14 protein-coding genes are annotated in these 15876 nt (G+C 69.9%); 10 read left to right on the top strand and 4 right to left on the bottom strand.

The features are described 5' to 3' along the window. The first annotated feature begins 24 nt into the window (after positions 1-24). From ACIHFE_RS10760 to ACIHFE_RS10750, 3 genes are all read left to right on the top strand, one after another. Positions 25-963, top strand: coding sequence for a FadR/GntR family transcriptional regulator (locus tag ACIHFE_RS10760; RefSeq protein ID WP_400105484.1), 939 nt, complete (start codon positions 25-27; stop codon positions 961-963). 382 nt (positions 964-1345) lie between these two features. Continuing rightward, complete coding sequence (locus ACIHFE_RS10755) at positions 1346-2914, top strand: RNA polymerase sigma factor (RefSeq protein ID WP_400105483.1); 1569 nt, start codon at positions 1346-1348, stop codon at positions 2912-2914. A gap of 136 nt (positions 2915-3050) precedes the next feature. Further along, positions 3051-4040, top strand: a complete 990-nt coding sequence (locus ACIHFE_RS10750) for a S1 family peptidase (protein WP_400105482.1) — start codon at positions 3051-3053, stop codon at positions 4038-4040. Between the two features lie 111 nt (positions 4041-4151). Here ACIHFE_RS10750 and ACIHFE_RS10745 read toward each other — a convergent pair whose 3' ends face one another. Then, positions 4152-4382, bottom strand: coding sequence for a hypothetical protein (locus tag ACIHFE_RS10745; RefSeq protein ID WP_400105481.1), 231 nt, complete (start codon positions 4380-4382; stop codon positions 4152-4154). 430 nt (positions 4383-4812) lie between these two features. Between ACIHFE_RS10745 and ACIHFE_RS10740 the strand changes: the two genes are divergently transcribed. The 4 genes from ACIHFE_RS10740 to ACIHFE_RS10725 all read left to right on the top strand — a co-directional run bounded on the left by ACIHFE_RS10740 (position 4813) and on the right by ACIHFE_RS10725 (position 9558). Beyond that, a complete protein-coding gene (locus ACIHFE_RS10740) occupies positions 4813-6933 on the top strand; it encodes a type IIA DNA topoisomerase subunit B (RefSeq protein ID WP_400105480.1) in 2121 nt (706 codons plus the stop codon). A 177-nt stretch (positions 6934-7110) separates the two neighbouring features. After that, positions 7111-7599, top strand: coding sequence for a DUF1453 domain-containing protein (locus ACIHFE_RS10735; protein ID WP_400105479.1), 489 nt, complete (start codon positions 7111-7113; stop codon positions 7597-7599). A gap of 7 nt (positions 7600-7606) precedes the next feature. Then, positions 7607-8794, top strand: coding sequence for a sensor histidine kinase (locus tag ACIHFE_RS10730; RefSeq protein ID WP_400105595.1), 1188 nt, complete (start codon positions 7607-7609; stop codon positions 8792-8794). Further along, positions 8791-9558, top strand: a complete 768-nt coding sequence (locus ACIHFE_RS10725) for a response regulator (RefSeq protein ID WP_400105478.1) — start codon at positions 8791-8793, stop codon at positions 9556-9558. The genes ACIHFE_RS10730 and ACIHFE_RS10725 overlap by 4 nt, the downstream gene beginning before the upstream one ends. Positions 9559-9570: 12 nt before the next feature. Here the strand turns inward: ACIHFE_RS10725 and ACIHFE_RS10720 are convergent, their stop codons facing one another. Continuing rightward, positions 9571-10248: a response regulator gene (locus ACIHFE_RS10720; protein ID WP_400105477.1), complete on the bottom strand. Its 678-nt coding sequence runs from the start codon at positions 10246-10248 to the stop codon at positions 9571-9573. After that, positions 10245-11861: an ATP-binding protein gene (locus ACIHFE_RS10715; RefSeq protein ID WP_400105476.1), complete on the bottom strand. Its 1617-nt coding sequence runs from the start codon at positions 11859-11861 to the stop codon at positions 10245-10247. Before ACIHFE_RS10715 ends, ACIHFE_RS10720 begins: the two co-directional genes overlap by 4 nt. 278 nt (positions 11862-12139) lie before the next feature. Between ACIHFE_RS10715 and ACIHFE_RS10710 the strand changes: the two genes are divergently transcribed. The 3 genes from ACIHFE_RS10710 (at position 12140) to ACIHFE_RS10700 (ending at position 14964) form a co-directional block, all read left to right on the top strand. Then, complete coding sequence (locus ACIHFE_RS10710) at positions 12140-12982, top strand: ABC transporter ATP-binding protein (RefSeq protein ID WP_400105475.1); 843 nt, start codon at positions 12140-12142, stop codon at positions 12980-12982. After that, positions 12972-13838: an ABC transporter permease gene (locus ACIHFE_RS10705; RefSeq protein WP_400105474.1), complete on the top strand. Its 867-nt coding sequence runs from the start codon at positions 12972-12974 to the stop codon at positions 13836-13838. The genes ACIHFE_RS10710 and ACIHFE_RS10705 overlap by 11 nt, the downstream gene beginning before the upstream one ends. 61 nt (positions 13839-13899) lie before the next feature. Next, entirely contained in the window at positions 13900-14964 is a 1065-nt protein-coding gene (locus tag ACIHFE_RS10700; RefSeq protein WP_400105473.1) for an ABC transporter substrate-binding protein, read from the top strand. Here the strand turns inward: ACIHFE_RS10700 and ACIHFE_RS10695 are convergent. Further along, positions 14948-15853: a sucrase ferredoxin gene (locus ACIHFE_RS10695; RefSeq protein WP_400105472.1), complete on the bottom strand. Its 906-nt coding sequence runs from the start codon at positions 15851-15853 to the stop codon at positions 14948-14950. The genes ACIHFE_RS10700 and ACIHFE_RS10695 overlap by 17 nt on opposite strands. Positions 15854-15876 lie beyond the last annotated feature (23 nt).

Genomic DNA, 15876 nt, shown 5'->3' with positions numbered 1-15876 from the left:
GGTAATGGGCGATCACCCTTTCGTGTGCTTTTCACCAAAGACCTCAAGGCGCTTCCGCCGGTCGCCGACAAAGGAAGCGTGAGTACCCTTGCGCACACCATGATGACCGCGGCTCGCCCCGCCGACTCCGGCCTTTCGGGCCCGGGCGAGCTTGACCGTTACTCCTACGCGGATGCCACCGGGGTGGACCGCGGCCCCGCCACCGCCTGGGAAGGCGAGGCGGAACTGGGCCGGGCCGGCCGTCGCTCCGCCGGAAGCCGCGGCCGGGGCCTGCACGGCCAACTCGTGCAACAGCTGGGGCAGATGATCGTCTCCGGCGATCTAGGCGCCGACCGCCCGCTGGTCCCCGAGGAGATCGGGCAGCGCTTCGAAGTCTCCCGCACCGTCGTCCGTGAATCCCTGCGCGTCCTCGAGGCCAAGGGCCTGGTCAGTGCCCGGCCGAACGTCGGCACCCGGGTCCGTCCGGTCAGCGACTGGAACCTGCTCGACCCCGACATCATCGAGTGGCGGGCCTTCGGCCCGCAGCGCGACGACCAGCGCCGCGAGCTGTGCGAACTGCGGTGGATCATCGAGCCGCTGGCCGCCCGGCTGGCCGCCGGCCACGGCCGCGAGGAAGTCCAGCGGCGCCTGGCCGACATGGCCGAGATCATGGGGCACGCGCTGGCCCAGGGTGACTCGCTCACCTTCTCCCGGGCCGACACCGAGTTCCACACCCTGCTGCTTCAGGTGGCGGGCAACCGCATGCTGGAGCACCTCTCCGGCATCGTCTCCGCCGCCCTGCACGTCTCCGGCGCCTCCGCCGGAGGCTGTGACCGGCCCACCGAGGCCGGCGTGGGCCACCACCTGCGCGTCGTGGACGCGGTGGGGGCCGGGGACGCCGCCGCCGCAGAAGCCGCGATGCGTCAACTCCTCGTGTCCCACCCCGAGGTCGAGCGGGTGGTACCCGCGCCGCGCGAGCACTGACCGCGGCGACAGCGCCGGACGGACGGGACGGTACGCGCGGGGCTGTTCATCCGGCTCCCGCGTACGACCGTGCGCGCGAGCCGGATGAACAGCCCCCTGTGGCGCCCGCGGCGGACGAGTATCGCGGCGATCTGTCCAGTTCAGTCGCCTTTCAGGCCGTTATGCGGTGTGACTCGGGCCACGGGGATTGGGCGTAACGCTCCCTGAGGCTGCGCGATGACTAAAGAGGTGGTGGCCGCGGAGGGAATACAAGCCTCGTTTGAGGCGCTGTGTTGCACCGCACCACTGCCTGCGCCGTCGGTTCATCCTTGCCGGCGGTCGTCGGCTCCAGTCCGCCGCGGACGGGGCCGGAAGCCGTTTCCATCGTTCCGAGAGGTTGTTCGTGTCGGCCAGCACATCCCGTACGCTCCCGCCGGAGATCGCCGAATCCGAGTCTCTGATGGCGCTCATCGAGCAGGGAAAGGCCGAGGGGCAGATCGCCGGCGACGACGTGCGTCGGGCCTTCGAGGCTGACCAGATTCCGCCAACCCAGTGGAAGAATGTTCTGCGCAGCCTCAACCAGGTCCTCGACGAGGAGGGTGTGACGCTGATGGTCAGTGCCGCAGAGGCGCCCAAGCGCACCCGCAAGAGCGTCGCAGCGAAGAGCCCGGCGAAGCGCACCGCCACCAAGGCCGTTTCCTCCAAGACGGCCACGTCCCGGTCCGCCACGGCCACGGCGTCCGCCGTGTCTCCCGCCTCCGCCCAGTCCGGTGCATACGGGGACGACGCGGGTGAGGAAGCCGTGTCTCCCGCCAAGAAGGCCGCCGCCAAGAAGACGGCTGCCAAGAAGACGGTGGCCAAGAAGACCACCGCCAAGAAGGCGACGACCAAGAAGGCCGCCGCCAAGAAGGACGCCGACGAGCTCCTCGAGGACGAGCTCGTCGACGAGACCCCCACTCCCGGCAAGGGCGACGACGAGGACGAGACCGGCGAGAGCAAGGGTTTTGTCCTGTCCGACGAGGACGAGGACGACGCCCCCGCGCAGCAGGTCGCGGTGGCCGGTGCCACCGCCGACCCGGTCAAGGACTACCTCAAGCAGATCGGTAAGGTCCCGCTGCTCAACGCCGAGCAGGAGGTCGAGCTCGCCAAGCGCATCGAGGCCGGCCTGTTCGCCGAGGACAAGCTCGCCAACGCCGACAAGCTGGCCCCCAAGCTCAAGCGCGAGCTGGAGATCATCGCCGAGGACGGGCGCCGGGCCAAGAACCACCTGCTGGAGGCCAACCTCCGACTGGTGGTCTCGCTGGCCAAGCGCTACACCGGCCGCGGCATGCTCTTCCTGGACCTGATCCAGGAGGGCAACCTCGGTCTGATCCGTGCCGTCGAGAAGTTCGACTACACCAAGGGCTACAAGTTCTCCACGTATGCGACGTGGTGGATCCGCCAGGCGATCACCCGCGCCATGGCCGACCAGGCCCGCACCATCCGCATCCCGGTGCACATGGTCGAGGTCATCAACAAGCTGGCACGCGTCCAGCGCCAGATGCTCCAGGACCTGGGCCGTGAGCCCACCCCGGAGGAGCTGGCCAAGGAGCTCGACATGACCCCGGAGAAGGTCATCGAGGTCCAGAAGTACGGGCGTGAGCCGATCTCGCTGCACACCCCGCTGGGCGAGGACGGCGACAGCGAGTTCGGTGACCTCATCGAGGACTCCGAGGCGGTCGTGCCGGCCGACGCGGTGAGCTTCACCCTGCTCCAGGAGCAGCTGCACTCCGTTCTGGACACGCTCAGCGAGCGTGAGGCGGGCGTGGTCTCCATGCGGTTCGGTCTCACCGACGGCCAGCCCAAGACCCTCGACGAGATCGGCAAGGTCTACGGGGTGACGCGTGAGCGCATCCGTCAGATCGAGTCGAAGACCATGTCCAAGCTGCGTCACCCGTCGCGCTCCCAGGTGCTCCGGGACTACCTGGACTAGTTCCGGCCATCTCTTGGCACCGGTTGGGCCCGGTCTCTCCTCGGAGGGGCCGGGCCCAACCGCTCTTCCGGATGCGCCGAGTGGTCTTCGGGTTGACGCTGGGTAGGCAAGAGGATTCAGACCGTCAGGAGACCGTATGCGCGCCGCGTTGAGCTATTCGTTGGCCGGGCTGATCGTGCTGCTGCTGGCGGTGCCCGGTCCGGCGTCGGCCGACGACCGGTCGGTGGTCGGCGGGCAGCTGGTGAAGATTTCTGACGCCCCGTGGACAGTGGCTCTGGCGAGTCGGCAGCGGTTCGGTGACACCAGGGCGGGCCAGTTCTGCGGTGGTGTGGTGGTCGGCGCCGTCACCGTGATCACCGCGGCCCACTGCCTCTCCCGTGAGGTGCTGGGCGTCGAGCCAGGCGAGGCCAAGGACCTCAAGGTGATCGTCGGCCGTAGTGATCTGCGGGAGCCGGGTGGAGCGGAGGTGCCGGTGCGGGACACCTGGGTCAACCCCGCTTATGACACCCGCACCAATGCGGGGGACGTGGCCGTGATCACGCTGACACAGCGGCTGGCCGATGGGTATGCGCTGCCCATAGCGCAGCTGGGCGATGCCGCCTATGTGCCTGGTGCCGCGGCCGCCGTCTATGGATGGGGCGATCTGACCGGCAGTGGCGCCTACCCGCAGACCCTGCATGGTGCCCCGCTGCTGGTGCTGCAGGACGACCTGTGCGAGCAGGCCTATCCGGGCGGTCCGGAGGGGGTCTACACCAAGGAGTCCATGCTCTGCGCGGGATGGCCCCAGGGGCGGCTGGACGCTTGCCAGGGGGACAGTGGCGGCCCCTTGGTGGTGCATGGGCGGCTGGTGGGGCTGGTGTCCTGGGGGAGTGGATGCGCGCTGCCCGGACGTCCTGGCGTCTACACCCGGATCGCGGCCGTGGCACCCCTGGTAAGGGAGCACAGCCCGGACTTCGCCAAGCCCGCTCCGGCGCCGGCCGTGCCGGCCTCACCCGCTCCCGCCTCGCCCGCTCCGGCTCCCGCTCCCGCACCGGCCGCTCCGGCTCCGGTGGCCCCGAAGCCGGCGCCCCCGGCACCGCCGGTGGCGGGGCCGCCACCGGGAGGGGCCCCGAAACCCGGCCGCTGAAGGCACGAGAGCGGGCGGCCACCCCGAGGGGTGGCCGCCCGCGGCTGCCCGGCCCTGGTCGGCCGGACCTCGCTCGTCGTCGGATGCGATGTGTCAGCGATGCTTGCGGACTCAGCGGTCCTCGTCGGACGCGGACGCCGGGACGGTGGTGAGCCGCTCCGTCTCGTCCTGTATCTCCGCGGCGATCTTCTTGAGTTCTGGCTCGAACTTGCGCCCATGGTGGGCACAGAAGAGCAGTTCGCCGCCACTCAGGAGAACGACGCGCAGGTATGCCTGAGCGCCGCACCGGTCGCAGCGGTCAGCGGCCGTCAGCGGGCTCGCGGGGGTCAGAACAGTAGTCACGTCGCCTCTTCTCTAGCTCGACGAGCTGTCGTACCAGGGTCAACATCCAACCAGGCCGAAAACGTTCCCGCTCGTGGCTTTTCCTCGAAACTTCCTTCCGAGTGAGCCGGATCTTGACGTTTGGCGGCGAATGAGCCGTTGTGCTCGGGGCTTACGGTTTTACGTTGCTGGGGCTTTCGTCCTCCGGCTGGCTTGCCGGGTTGTTCTTGAGGACGTGCCCGGAGCCTAAATGGTTCATGCCTCGAAGGGAACGTGATGTGCACGTCACCCCATAGAGTCATCGAACGTGTGACCGATATTCGACTAGCATGGCTGTGCCGCGGGTGGCGGCGCAAAGGCTCTATCAGGCCTCGGTACCCTCTGAACGGCACCGAGCCAACCAGTGCGCCCGCAGTCGGGCCAGAGAGAAATTCAGCGAGGAGCGAACCGCGTGACCGCCGATACGTCCGTGCCGTCCACCGCCGTGCTGACCGGGGCAGACCGGGACGGATCCAATTACACCGCGCGGCACCTGCTCGTCCTCGAGGGACTGGAAGCCGTTCGCAAGCGTCCCGGCATGTACATCGGCTCCACCGACAGCCGCGGCCTGATGCACTGCCTCTGGGAGATCATCGACAACTCCGTCGACGAGGCGCTGGGCGGCTTCTGCGACCGCATCGAGGTCGTCCTGCACGCCGACGGCTCGGTGGAGGTCCGGGACAACGGCCGTGGCATCCCGGTGGACGTCGAGCCCAAGACCGGGCTGTCCGGCGTCGAGGTCGTGATGACCAAGCTGCACGCCGGCGGAAAGTTCGGCGGTGGCTCCTACGCGGCCTCCGGCGGTCTGCACGGTGTGGGCGCCTCGGTGGTCAACGCGCTGTCCTCCCGGCTGGACGTCGAGGTGGACCGCAACAGCCGGACGCACTCGATCAGCTTCCGCCGCGGGGTGCCCGGCATCTTCACCGAGTCCGGCCCGGACGCGCCCTTCGACCCGGCCAACGGCCTGCTCAAGGGCAAGAAGGTGGCCAAGGCGGTCACCGGTACCCGGGTGCGCTACTGGGCGGACCGGCAGATCTTCCTCAAGGACGCCAGGCTCTCGCTGGAGACGCTGTACGGGCGCGCCCGGCAGACGGCCTTCCTGGTGCCGGGGCTGACCATCGTCGTCCGGGACGAGCGAGGGCTCAACGGCGAGGAGACCTCCGAGGAGGTCTTCCGCTACGACGGCGGCATCAGCGAGTTCTGCGAGTACCTGGCGCAGGACAAGGCGGTCTGCGATGTGCTGCGGCTGACCGGCCAGGGCACCTTCAAGGAGACCGTCCCGGTCCTCGACGACCGTGGCCATATGACCCCCACCGAGGTCACCCGTGAGCTCGGGGTGGACATCGCGCTGCGCTGGGGCACCGGCTATGACGCCACCCTGAAGTCCTTCGTCAACATCATCGCCACCCCCAAGGGCGGCACGCATGTGGCCGGATTCGAGCGGGCGGTCGCCAAGACCGTCAACGAGGCGCTGCGGGCCACCAAGCTGCTGCGGGTCGCCGAGGACGATGTCGTCAAGGACGACGCCATGGAGGGCCTGACCGCGGTGGTGACCGTGCGGCTGGCGGAGCCCCAGTTCGAGGGGCAGACCAAGGAGGTGCTGGGCACCTCGGCGGCCTCCAGGATCGTCGCCAATGTGGTCGCCAAGGAGCTCAAGGCATTTCTGACCTCGACCAAGCGGGATGCCAAGCAGCAGGCCAGGGCCGTGCTGGAGAAGATCGTCGCGGCTGCCCGCACCCGTATCGCCGCCCGCCAGCACAAAGAGGCCCAGCGGCGGAAGACCGCTCTGGAGTCCTCCTCGCTGCCGGCCAAGCTGGCCGACTGCCGCAGTGACGACGTGGACCGCAGCGAGCTGTTCATCGTCGAGGGCGACTCCGCGCTGGGCACCGCCAAACTGGCCCGGAACTCCGAGTTCCAGGCGCTGCTGCCCATTCGCGGCAAGATCCTCAACGTCCAGAAGTCCTCGGTCTCGGACATGCTCAAGAACGCCGAGTGCGGAGCGATCATCCAGGTGATAGGAGCGGGGTCGGGCCGTACCTTCGACATCGACGCGGCCCGGTACGGGAAGGTGATCTTCCTCGCCGACGCCGATGTCGACGGTGCGCACATCAGGTGCCTGCTGCTCACGCTCTTCCAGCGCTATATGCGGCCCATGGTGGAGGAGGGACGGGTCTTCTCCGCGGTGCCGCCGCTGCACCGGGTGGAGCTGACCCACCCCAAGAAGGGCCAGGACAGGTACATCTACACCTACTCGGACAACGAGCTCCGGCAGACCCTGATGGAGCTGGACCGCAAGGGGATCCGCTACAAGGACTCCATCCAGCGCTACAAGGGCCTGGGCGAGATGGACGCCGACCAGCTCGCGGAGACCACGATGGACCCGCGCCACCGCACCCTGCGGCGGATCAATATCAGCGACCTGGAGGCCGCCGAGCGCGCCTTCGACCTGCTGATGGGCAACGAGGTGGCGCCCCGCAAGGAGTTCATCACCAACTCCGCGGCCACCCTGGACCGTTCGCGTATCGACGCCTGATCCCCGCGCCTCGGATCTCTCCGCCTTTCTGATCTCTCTTTCTGATCTCTCCACCCCCGGGTGGAGAGTCAATCTCCACCCGAAGCCCACCCCTGCTCCGATCCGGGCCCGGGCGCACCCTCCGTAACGTCGGATGTGTCATTGATCCGCACTTCCACTTCCACGGAGGCTCTTCCGATGTCCGGTCCGATCGACGCGGTGGTGATCATCGCGGTCGTGGCCTTCCTGCTGGTAGGGCAGGCCAGGCCGCGGCGGCTGTCCGCGGACGCCAGGCGCTGGTGGCTGCTACCGGCCGTGCTGGTGTTCGTGGCCCTGCGCAAGCCGGATCTGGTCGACTCCGCGCATCCCACGGCGTCCTTGGCGCTGCTGGTCGGCGGGCTGCTCAGCGGGCTCGCGGTGGGGGCGGCCTGGGCATGGACCACCCGAATATGGGCCGATGAGTCCGGGGCGATATGGGCCCGGGGCGGCAAGGCCACGGCGGGGGTATGGCTGGGCGGGATCCTGCTGCGACTGGGGCTGTACGGGGCGGGCGTGTTGGCCGGGGTCCACCAGGGAACCGGGGCCTTGCTGCTGACCATGGCGGCGATGCTGCTGGCACGTACGGGGCTGCTGGTCAGGCGGGCCGCGGAGCTGGGCCCGGCGTACGGTGTTCCTGTCCGTGGCTGAGCGCCCCATGGCGGCGGAGGAACCCCAGGTGCCGATCGAGAACTGGACCGAGTGGCCTGCCCGGGAAGCGCTGTCCAGGGTGGGGGTGCCCCGGCGGCGCCGGGTGCTGACCTGGACCGTGCGGATCGTCCTGACCGGCGGGTTTCTCTGGGCGGCGCTTCATGAGGGGGCCATCCAGGGATGGGGCTATGTGCCCTTCGCAATCGGGTTCCTGATCTGCGCCACCGCGGTGTGGGGCTACTACCACTCGACGCTGGCCCAGCGGCTGCTGCCCTCGGTGGCCTGGCTGGCGGTGCTGGTGGTGATGGGGGTCGGCGCGGTGGCCGGCGGGGCGCATGTGGCGGCGGCCGGGCTGTGGTGTGTGGCCGGGGCCATCGCGATCGAACGGCTTCCCCTCGGGTTCGGGCTGACCGGCGGCCTGGTCTGCATGAGCGCCTACTACGCCCTGGTGGGTACCGGCCGGCCCCTGGCGAGCGCCGGGACGGTGGCCGCGGTCCTGCTGGTGGGGTACTCGCTCCGGCTGGACGACGAGGCGCGCGGGGCCGGCTTCCGGCTGCTGGCCCAGGAGCGGGCGGCGCGGCGGGCGGAGGCCGAGTCGGCGGCTCTGACCGAACGGGCCAGGATCGCCCGGGAGATCCACGATGTGCTGGCGCACAGCCTCTCCGCCCAGCTGGTCCACCTGGAGGCGGCCCGGCTGCTGGTGGAGAGCGGAGCGGACCGGGAGCGCGTCCTGGAGCGGGTGACGGCGGCCCGGGTGATGGCGCGGCAGGGGCTGGCCGAGACCCGGCAGGCGCTGTCGGCGCTGCGGGGCGAGCTGGCACAGACGGAGGATTTCCTCAAGGAGGTCGCGGCCTCCGAGGGGGCACGGCTCGAAGTGACCGGTGAACCAAGGCGGTTGCCGGCCGAGGCCGCACTGGCCGTGCGCAGGGTCGCCCAGGAGGCGCTGACCAATGTGCGCAAGCACGCTCCCGGAGCGTGGGTGGAGATGAGGTTCGCCTATCTGGATGGTGAGGTGGAGCTGCTGGTTCGTGATGGAGGGGCACGGGGGGAGATCAACGGTCTGGCGTCCTCCGGTGCCGGGTACGGTCTGCTGGGGATGCGGGAGCGCGCCGAACTGCTCGGCGGCACGCTGGAGGCGGGGCCCGTGGGTCCTGATCAGGAGGGCTTTGTGGTGCGTTTGCGGGTGCCGGCATGAGGACTGGTGCCGGTGGTGGGGAAGTGGGCCCGGGGAGCGGGGAGTTGGGCGGGGACGGACACCGGCCGGTGCGGGTGGTGGTCGCCGATGACCAGACGGTGGTGCGGGAAGGCATTGTGATACTGCTGGGGCTGCTGCCCGGTGTCGAGGTCGTGGGTTCGGCCTCCGACGGGCTGGAGGCCCTGCGGCAGGTCGCCGAACACGCCCCGGACATCGTGCTGATGGATCTGCGCATGCCGCGGTGCGACGGGGTGGAGGCGACCCGGCGGATCCGGGCGGAGTACCCGGCCACCCAGGTCGTGGTGCTGACCACCTTCGGCGATGATGACTCGCTCTTTCCGGCCCTGCAGGCCGGAGCGCGGGGTTATCTCACCAAGGACGCCGGAGGGGAGGAGATCGTGCAGGCGATGCGGAACGTGATATCGGGACAGGCCGGGCTGTCGCCGCAGGTGCAGCGGCGGTTGCTGGAGCGGCTCGCCTCGGATGGCGGGCCGGCCGCCGCCGTCGGAGGGGGTGTGGCGGGGCGGCTGGGTCCGCGGGTGCTGCCGGACGGGCTGACGGCCCGGGAGGCGGAGGTGCTGGCCCTGGTCGCCGAGGGGCTGTCCAATGCGGAGATCGCCCGGCGGCTGCAGGTGAGCCCGGCGACGGTGAAGACGCATATCAACAACCTCTTCGCCAAGGCCGGTTTGCGGGACAGGACGCAGGCCATGCGGTACGCCTTCCAGCACGGCATCGCCCAGCCGCCACGGCCGCGGCGCGGCTGACGGCGGCCGTGGTCAGCGGACGGCCCAGGTGTAGCGGTGTTCCGGCCGGCCGGTCTCGCCGTACCGGAGGGTGAGGCTGAGCCGGCCGGACTGTTCCAGGCGTTTGAGGTAGCGCTGGGCGGTGGAGCGGCTGAGCCCCGAGCGCAGGGCCACCTCGTGCGCGGACAGCGGCTGGCCGGCGTCCGAGAGCACTTGGCGGATCAGCTCGGCGGTGGGGGCGGAGTGGCCCTTGGGCAGGGGAGCGCCGGCGGCGGCGGTGCGCAAGGTCCCGAAGATCTGGTCGACTTGGTCCTGTTCCGCCTCCGCGGTGACCTCCAGTGTCCGGCGCAGCCGGGCGTATGCCTCCAGCTTCACCCGCAGTCCGGCGAACGCGAAGGGCTTGACCAGGTACTGCAGGGCGCCATAGCGCAGGGCGGTCTGCACGGTGGCGACGTCGCGGGCGGCGGTCACCATGATGACGTCGGTGAGGTGGCCGAGCTGGCGGATGCGCTGGATCAGGGACAGGCCGCTTTCGTCCGGCAGGTAGTGGTCGAGCAGCATCAGGTCGACCGGTTCGCGCTCCAGTACGGACAGGGCCTGGGCCGCGTTGTGTGCCTTGGCGGTGACCCGGAAGCCCGGAACCTTGGCCACATAGGCGGAGTTGATGTCGGCCACCCGGAAGTCGTCGTCGACGACCAGGACGTCGATCACCGGTTCACCTCTTCCCGCATGCGCAGTGCCTCCGGCAGTTCCACGGTGAACACCGCGCCGCCTCCCTCGCGTTCGGTCACCCGGGCCGTGCCGCCATAGCGTTCGGCCAGGCGTCGTACCAGGGTCAGGCCCAGGCCGCGGCGGCGGTGTGCGGTGGGTTGCTTGGTGCTCCAGCCGTCGGTGAAGACCAGTTCCCTGGCCTTGGCGGGGACGCCCGGGCCGTTGTCGGAGACCTGGAGCACCAAGGTGCTGCCCTCGGCGCGCAAGTCCGCCTCCACCAGGGGGGGTTCGTCTTCGCGCCGAGTGCGGGAGGCGGCGGCGTCCAGGGCGTTGTCCACCAGGTTGCCCAGCACGGTGACCACATCGCGGGGGTCGGTCACCCGGTCCGGCAGCCAGGTGGCGGTGCTCACCCGGAAGAGCACCCCGCGTTCCGCGGCGACCGCGCTCTTGCCCACCAGCAGTGAGCTCACCAGGGGCTCGCGCACCCGCTCGGTGACCTGTTCGGCGGTGGCCCGGTGGGCGCCGGCCACCTCGGCGACAAACTGCGCCGCCTCCTGGTAGAGCTCGAGTTCCAGCAGCCCCAGCAGGGTGTGCATCCGGTTGGCGTGTTCGTGGTCCTGGGCGCGCAGCGCCTCGGTCAGTCCCCTGGTGCCGTCCAATTCCCTGCCCAGCTCCTCCAGTTCGGTGCGGTCGCGCAGGGTGGCCACCGCGCCGCCGTCGACCGTCCGCATCCGGTTGACGACCAGGACCCGGCCGTCCCGTACCGCCAGCAGATCGCTGCCGGCCACCCGGCCGGCCAGCACATCGGCGGTGCGGCCGGCCGGCAGGACGTCATCCAGGGGCCGGCCGACGTCCTCCGGCCCCAGGCCCAGCAGCCGCCGCGCCGCGTCATTGACCAGCCTGATCCGCTGCTCGCGGTCCAGGGCCAGCACGCCCTCGCGGATGCCGTGCAACATGGCCTCGCGCTCCCCGAGCAGGGCGGAGATCTCGGAGAGTTCGATGCCATGGGTGCGTTTGCGCAGCTGCCAGGAGACGGCCAGTGCCGCGATCGCGCCGGCGCCCAGCGCAGCACCGGCGTACAGCAGGATGCCGGGCACCGAGCGCAGCAGCGTCAGTCGCACGCTCTGGTAGGGGATGCCGACCGACACCGCGCCCACGATGGCGCCCTCGCCGTCCCGCAGCGGCACTTTGCCGCGTGCCGAGCGGCCCAGGGTGCCCTTCTCGATGCCCGTCCACTCCGCCCCGGACAGTGCCTTCCGCGGGTCGGTGCTCACATGACGGCCTATCAGCGAGGGGGTGGGGTGCGAGTAGCGGATGCCCTGGGTGTCGACGACCACCACATAACTCGCCTCGGTGGCAAGGCGGATGCGTTCGGCGGCGCTCTGCACCGGCCCGTCCGGCGAGGGAGGGTCGGCCAACAGCGCTCCGGCCACGCCGGGTTGGGCTGCCGTGGCCTCGGCGATGGCCAACGCCCGTTGTTCCGCCTGGTCATCCAGCTGGGAGCTCAGTGGCGCCAGGATGAGGCCGGCGGTGAGCAGGGTCACTCCAGTGATGATCAGCAGCTGTACGGACAGCACTTGGGCGAAGACCCGACGGGGCCACCGGGGGCGCATAAGCGTCTCTTTCGTGTCGGTACCACCCCTTGTCGGAGTGCAGCATGGGTTCGATTCGGCGGCCGGGCACCGAACAGCCTTGGGAGCATGCCCGGTTACCCAGCACTTCTATGCCTGTCACTTGTTCTAGCGTGAGCAAAACGAGTAGAACAGGGTTCGTGCACTCAAGTCACACAGCGCGCACAAGACTGCCCACGCGTCGTAGGCAACTCCTAACCTCCACCACCGGCGTTCCGCACAGGGCCGCGGAGCCGAAGAGCCGCTAGCGGAGGCGATGGATGACCAACGACACACCACCGGGCGGGACCCCGGCGATTGAGCTGCGCGGTGCGAGCAAGGTGTTCAGAACGCCGTCGGGTGCCGCGCACACGGCGGTGCGCGAGCTCGATCTCACCGTGGGGCAGGGGGAGTTCGTGGCGGTCGTGGGGCCGACCGGCTGCGGCAAATCGACCACGCTCACCCTGGTGAGCGGCCTGGAGGAGCCCACCGAGGGTGAGGTGCTGATCGGCGGCCGGCCGGTGGACGGCATCCATCCCCAGGTCGGCTTTGTCTTCCAGCAGGACGCCGTCTTCCCCTGGCGGACCGTGCTGTCCAATGTGATGGCGGGCCCCCGCTTTCGCGGCGTGCCCAAGGCGGAGGCCAGGAAGCGGGCCCGGGACTGGCTGCACCGGGTGGGACTGGCGGCCTTCGCCGACCGCTACCCCCATCAGCTCTCCGGCGGCCAGCGCAAGCGGGTGGCCCTCGCCCAGACCTTTGTCAACGATCCGGCCATTCTGCTGATGGACGAGCCGTTCTCGGCGCTGGACGTCCAGACCCGGGCGCTGATGTCGGACGAACTGCTGGAGCTGTGGGGCGGTGCGCGGGACGGACGGTCCAGGGCCTCCGTGGTCTTTGTCACCCATGACCTGGAGGAGGCCATCGCCCTGGCCGACAGGGTGGTGGTGATGACCGCCGGGCCCGCCACCGTCAAGCAGGTGTTCCCCATCGCCCTGCCCCGGCCGCGCCGGGTGGAATCGGTGCGCCTGGAGGCGCGGTTCATCGAGATCTACCGCGAGATCTGGTCCGCGCTGGGCGAAGAGGTCCGTATCACCAGGGAGAGGGGGGCCTCCCATGTCGCCTGAGACCGTCACCGTACCGGCCGTGCGGCAGCGGGCGGGCGGCCGTACGGCGGCCAGGGCGCGCGCCGCCCGTAACCGCCGTCTGCTGGTGCTCGCCGCCCGGGTGCTGTTGCTGGCCGGACTGCTGGTGGCCTGGGAAGTGCTGGCCCGCACCAAGGTCATCGATCCCTTCAACTTCTCGATGCCCTCGAAGATCTGGGACCAGCTCAAGCAGTGGACGCTGCACGGCACCGCCCAGGGCTCACTCGGCGAACAGATCTGGTGCACCCTCCAAGAGGCCCTGCAGGGCTGGGTGATCGGGGTGGCGGCCGGGGTGGTGCTCGGCATCGCCTTCGGCCGGATGCCCTTCCTGGCCGAGGTGGTGGGGCCGTTCATCAAGGTGCTCAACGCACTGCCGCGCATTGTGCTGGCGCCCATCTTCCTGCTCTGGTTCGGCCTGGGGCCGGCCTCCAAGGTGGCCTCGGCGGTGGTGCTGGTGTTCTTCCCGGTCTTCTTCAACGCCTTCCAGGGCGCCCGGGAGGTTGACCGCAATCTGGTGGCCAACGCCCGTGTCCTGGGCGCCAGTAACCGGAAGGTCACCCTCCAAGTGGTGGTTCCCTCTGCCACTTCCTGGATCTTCACCAGTCTGCACATCAGCTTCGGCTTCGCCCTGATCGGCGCCATCGTCGGCGAGTACCTCGGCGCCAGCAAGGGTCTCGGACTCCTGGTCTACACCGCCCAGAACAACTTCAACCCGGCCGGCGTCTATGCCGGGATGGCCATCCTGGCCGCCGTCGCGCTGCTGGCGGAGGGGCTGCTGACCTTCGTGGAGAAGCGCCTCTTCCGCTGGAAGTCCGGGCACCCGGACGGCAGCCGCTGAACCGGCCCCCACCGCAGTCACACCCCCCGACTCGTGATCTCTGAACCGATAGGAACCGCAGATGCGTACGTTCGGCACGTTCACCAGAGTCCGCGCGCTGACGGCCGCCGGGGCGCTGTGTCTAGCGCTCGCCGGCTGTGCCGACGACTCCTCCTCCAACTCGGAGTCGGCCAAGGCCAATGAGGCGGCCAAGGGGGACACCGTGACCATCATGGTCGGCGGCCTGGACAAGGTGATCTATCTGCCGATGATGCTCACCGAACGGCTGGGCTACTTCCAGCAGGAGGGTGTCTCGGTCAAGCTGCTGACCGAGCCGGCCGGGGTGCAGGCCGCCACCGCGCTGGTCTCCGGCGATGTCCAGGGCGCCGTCGGCTTCTATGACCACACCCTCGACCTGCAGGCCAAGGGCAAGCAGGTGGAGTCGGTGGTACAGCTGGGACAGACGCCGGGTGAGGTGGAGGTGGTCTCCAACAAGGCCGCCACGGAGCTGACTTCACCCAAGGACTTCAAGGGCAAGAAGCTGGGGGTCACCGGACTGGGCTCCTCCACCGACTTCCTGACCAAGTACCTGGCGGTCAAGAACGGCGTGAACACCAGTGACTTCACCCCGGTGTCGGTGGGCGCCGGCCAGACCTTCATCTCCGCGCTGCAGCGCGGCTCCATAGACGGCGGCATGACCACCGACCCGACGGTGGGACAGGTCCTGGCCAAGGGCGCCGGCAAGGTCATCCTCGATATGCGCACCCCAGAGGGCTCCAAGGCCGCGCTCGGCGGGCTCTACCCCTCCTCCAGCCTCTATATGAACACCAGTTGGGTGGAGGGGCACCGGGATGCCGTCCAGAAGCTGGCCAACGCCCTGGTGAAGGGCCTCAAATGGATCTCGCAGCACAAGGCGGAGCAGATCGCCGCCAAGATGCCGCCGGACTACGCCAAGGGCGGCGGCAAGGACCTCTATGTCCAGGCGGTGGCCAACTCCCTGCCGATGTTCACCAAGGACGGGGTGATGCCGGAGGGCGGGCCGCAGACCGTCCATGAGGTTCTCAAGTCCTTCAACCCGGCGCTCAAGGGCGCCAAGGTGAATCTGGAGAAGACCTACACCACCGAGTTCGTCAAGAAAGCGGGGTGACGCAGATCACATCCATCCGGGCCGGAGTGGCGGGCGCCTTGCCGCAGCTCTCCGGCCGGGGCGGCCCGGCGGTGCCCTGCTCGACCACCACCCGCCAGGAGCGGCCGTCGGCGTGGGCCACGGTCACCGTCCAGCGGGGCGCCGCACCCTCGGTGCCGGTGACGTCCAGGGCGTCCGCGGCGCGTTCCCCGGTGAGCCGGCGGACCGCCAGCTCGGCGGCCTGGGCCGGGCGCTCCCAGCAGGACCGGCCCCGGCAGTCGGCGGTCACCATCCGGCCCCGGCGGGCGGCCTCCAGCGCCTCCTTCACCCCGGGCGCCGTGGCCCGCCCATAGGCGTAGCCATAGGGCAGCACCAGCAGGGTGGGGGCGAAGCGGTGGCCGCCGATATGGGTGATCTCCCAGACATCCACCGCCCCGGTGGCGGCCAGCTCGGCGGCCAGCGGGCGGCCCAGCAGGGCGCAGCACCGGTCGCGCTTGCCATTGGTGCACACCAGGGCCAGCGGGTCTCCGGTGTACGGCTCCCAGAGGCCGTCGTGGTCGCCGGCGCCCAGGGCCGCGAAGTCCAGCGCGGGCAGCGCGGCGAGATCATCGGCCGATGTGGCGCGGATCCAGGAGCGCCCGGGGGCGGTGTGGGCGACAAAGATCCGCCGGCTGGCGGGGCGGTGGCAGTCGGCATGCCGCCCGGGGCGGCGGATCAGGGCGACCCGGACGCCCGTGCCCTTGGTCCCGGCGTCCAGCGCCCGGGCGGTCTCCGGGTCGATATGACTGGAGGCGAGCGCGTCGGCGCCCCAGGGCCCGGGCTGTTCGATCAGCAGCCAGGTCCGCGCGGTGGCGGCGGTGCCCGCCACGGGCTCGGTCAGCTCTCGGGAAGCGGTCGCGCACATGCTCACATAGGCGAGCCTAACCTGACCCG

The sequence above is a fragment of the Streptomyces sp. NPDC052396 genome, from assembly GCF_044593195.1.
In the GTDB taxonomy this organism is placed as follows: domain Bacteria; phylum Actinomycetota; class Actinomycetes; order Streptomycetales; family Streptomycetaceae; genus Streptomyces.
Note: the sequence above shows the minus strand (reverse complement) of the source record. Positions and strands in the feature narration are given on the sequence as shown.

Excerpts from the sequence above, each read along its gene's own strand:
- ACIHFE_RS10715 (WP_400105476.1), bottom strand. The coding sequence starts at position 11,861 with ATGCGCCCCCGGTGGCCCCGTCGGGTCTTCGCCCAAGTGCTGTCCGTA.
- ACIHFE_RS10730 (WP_400105595.1), top strand. The coding sequence starts at position 7,607 with ATGGCGGCGGAGGAACCCCAGGTGCCGATCGAGAACTGGACCGAGTGG.
- ACIHFE_RS10705 (WP_400105474.1), top strand. The coding sequence starts at position 12,972 with ATGTCGCCTGAGACCGTCACCGTACCGGCCGTGCGGCAGCGGGCGGGC.
- ACIHFE_RS10710 (WP_400105475.1), top strand. The coding sequence starts at position 12,140 with ATGACCAACGACACACCACCGGGCGGGACCCCGGCGATTGAGCTGCGC.
- ACIHFE_RS10725 (WP_400105478.1), top strand. The coding sequence starts at position 8,791 with ATGAGGACTGGTGCCGGTGGTGGGGAAGTGGGCCCGGGGAGCGGGGAG.
- ACIHFE_RS10750 (WP_400105482.1), top strand. The coding sequence starts at position 3,051 with ATGCGCGCCGCGTTGAGCTATTCGTTGGCCGGGCTGATCGTGCTGCTG.
- ACIHFE_RS10735 (WP_400105479.1), top strand. The coding sequence starts at position 7,111 with ATGTCCGGTCCGATCGACGCGGTGGTGATCATCGCGGTCGTGGCCTTC.
- ACIHFE_RS10700 (WP_400105473.1), top strand. The coding sequence starts at position 13,900 with ATGCGTACGTTCGGCACGTTCACCAGAGTCCGCGCGCTGACGGCCGCC.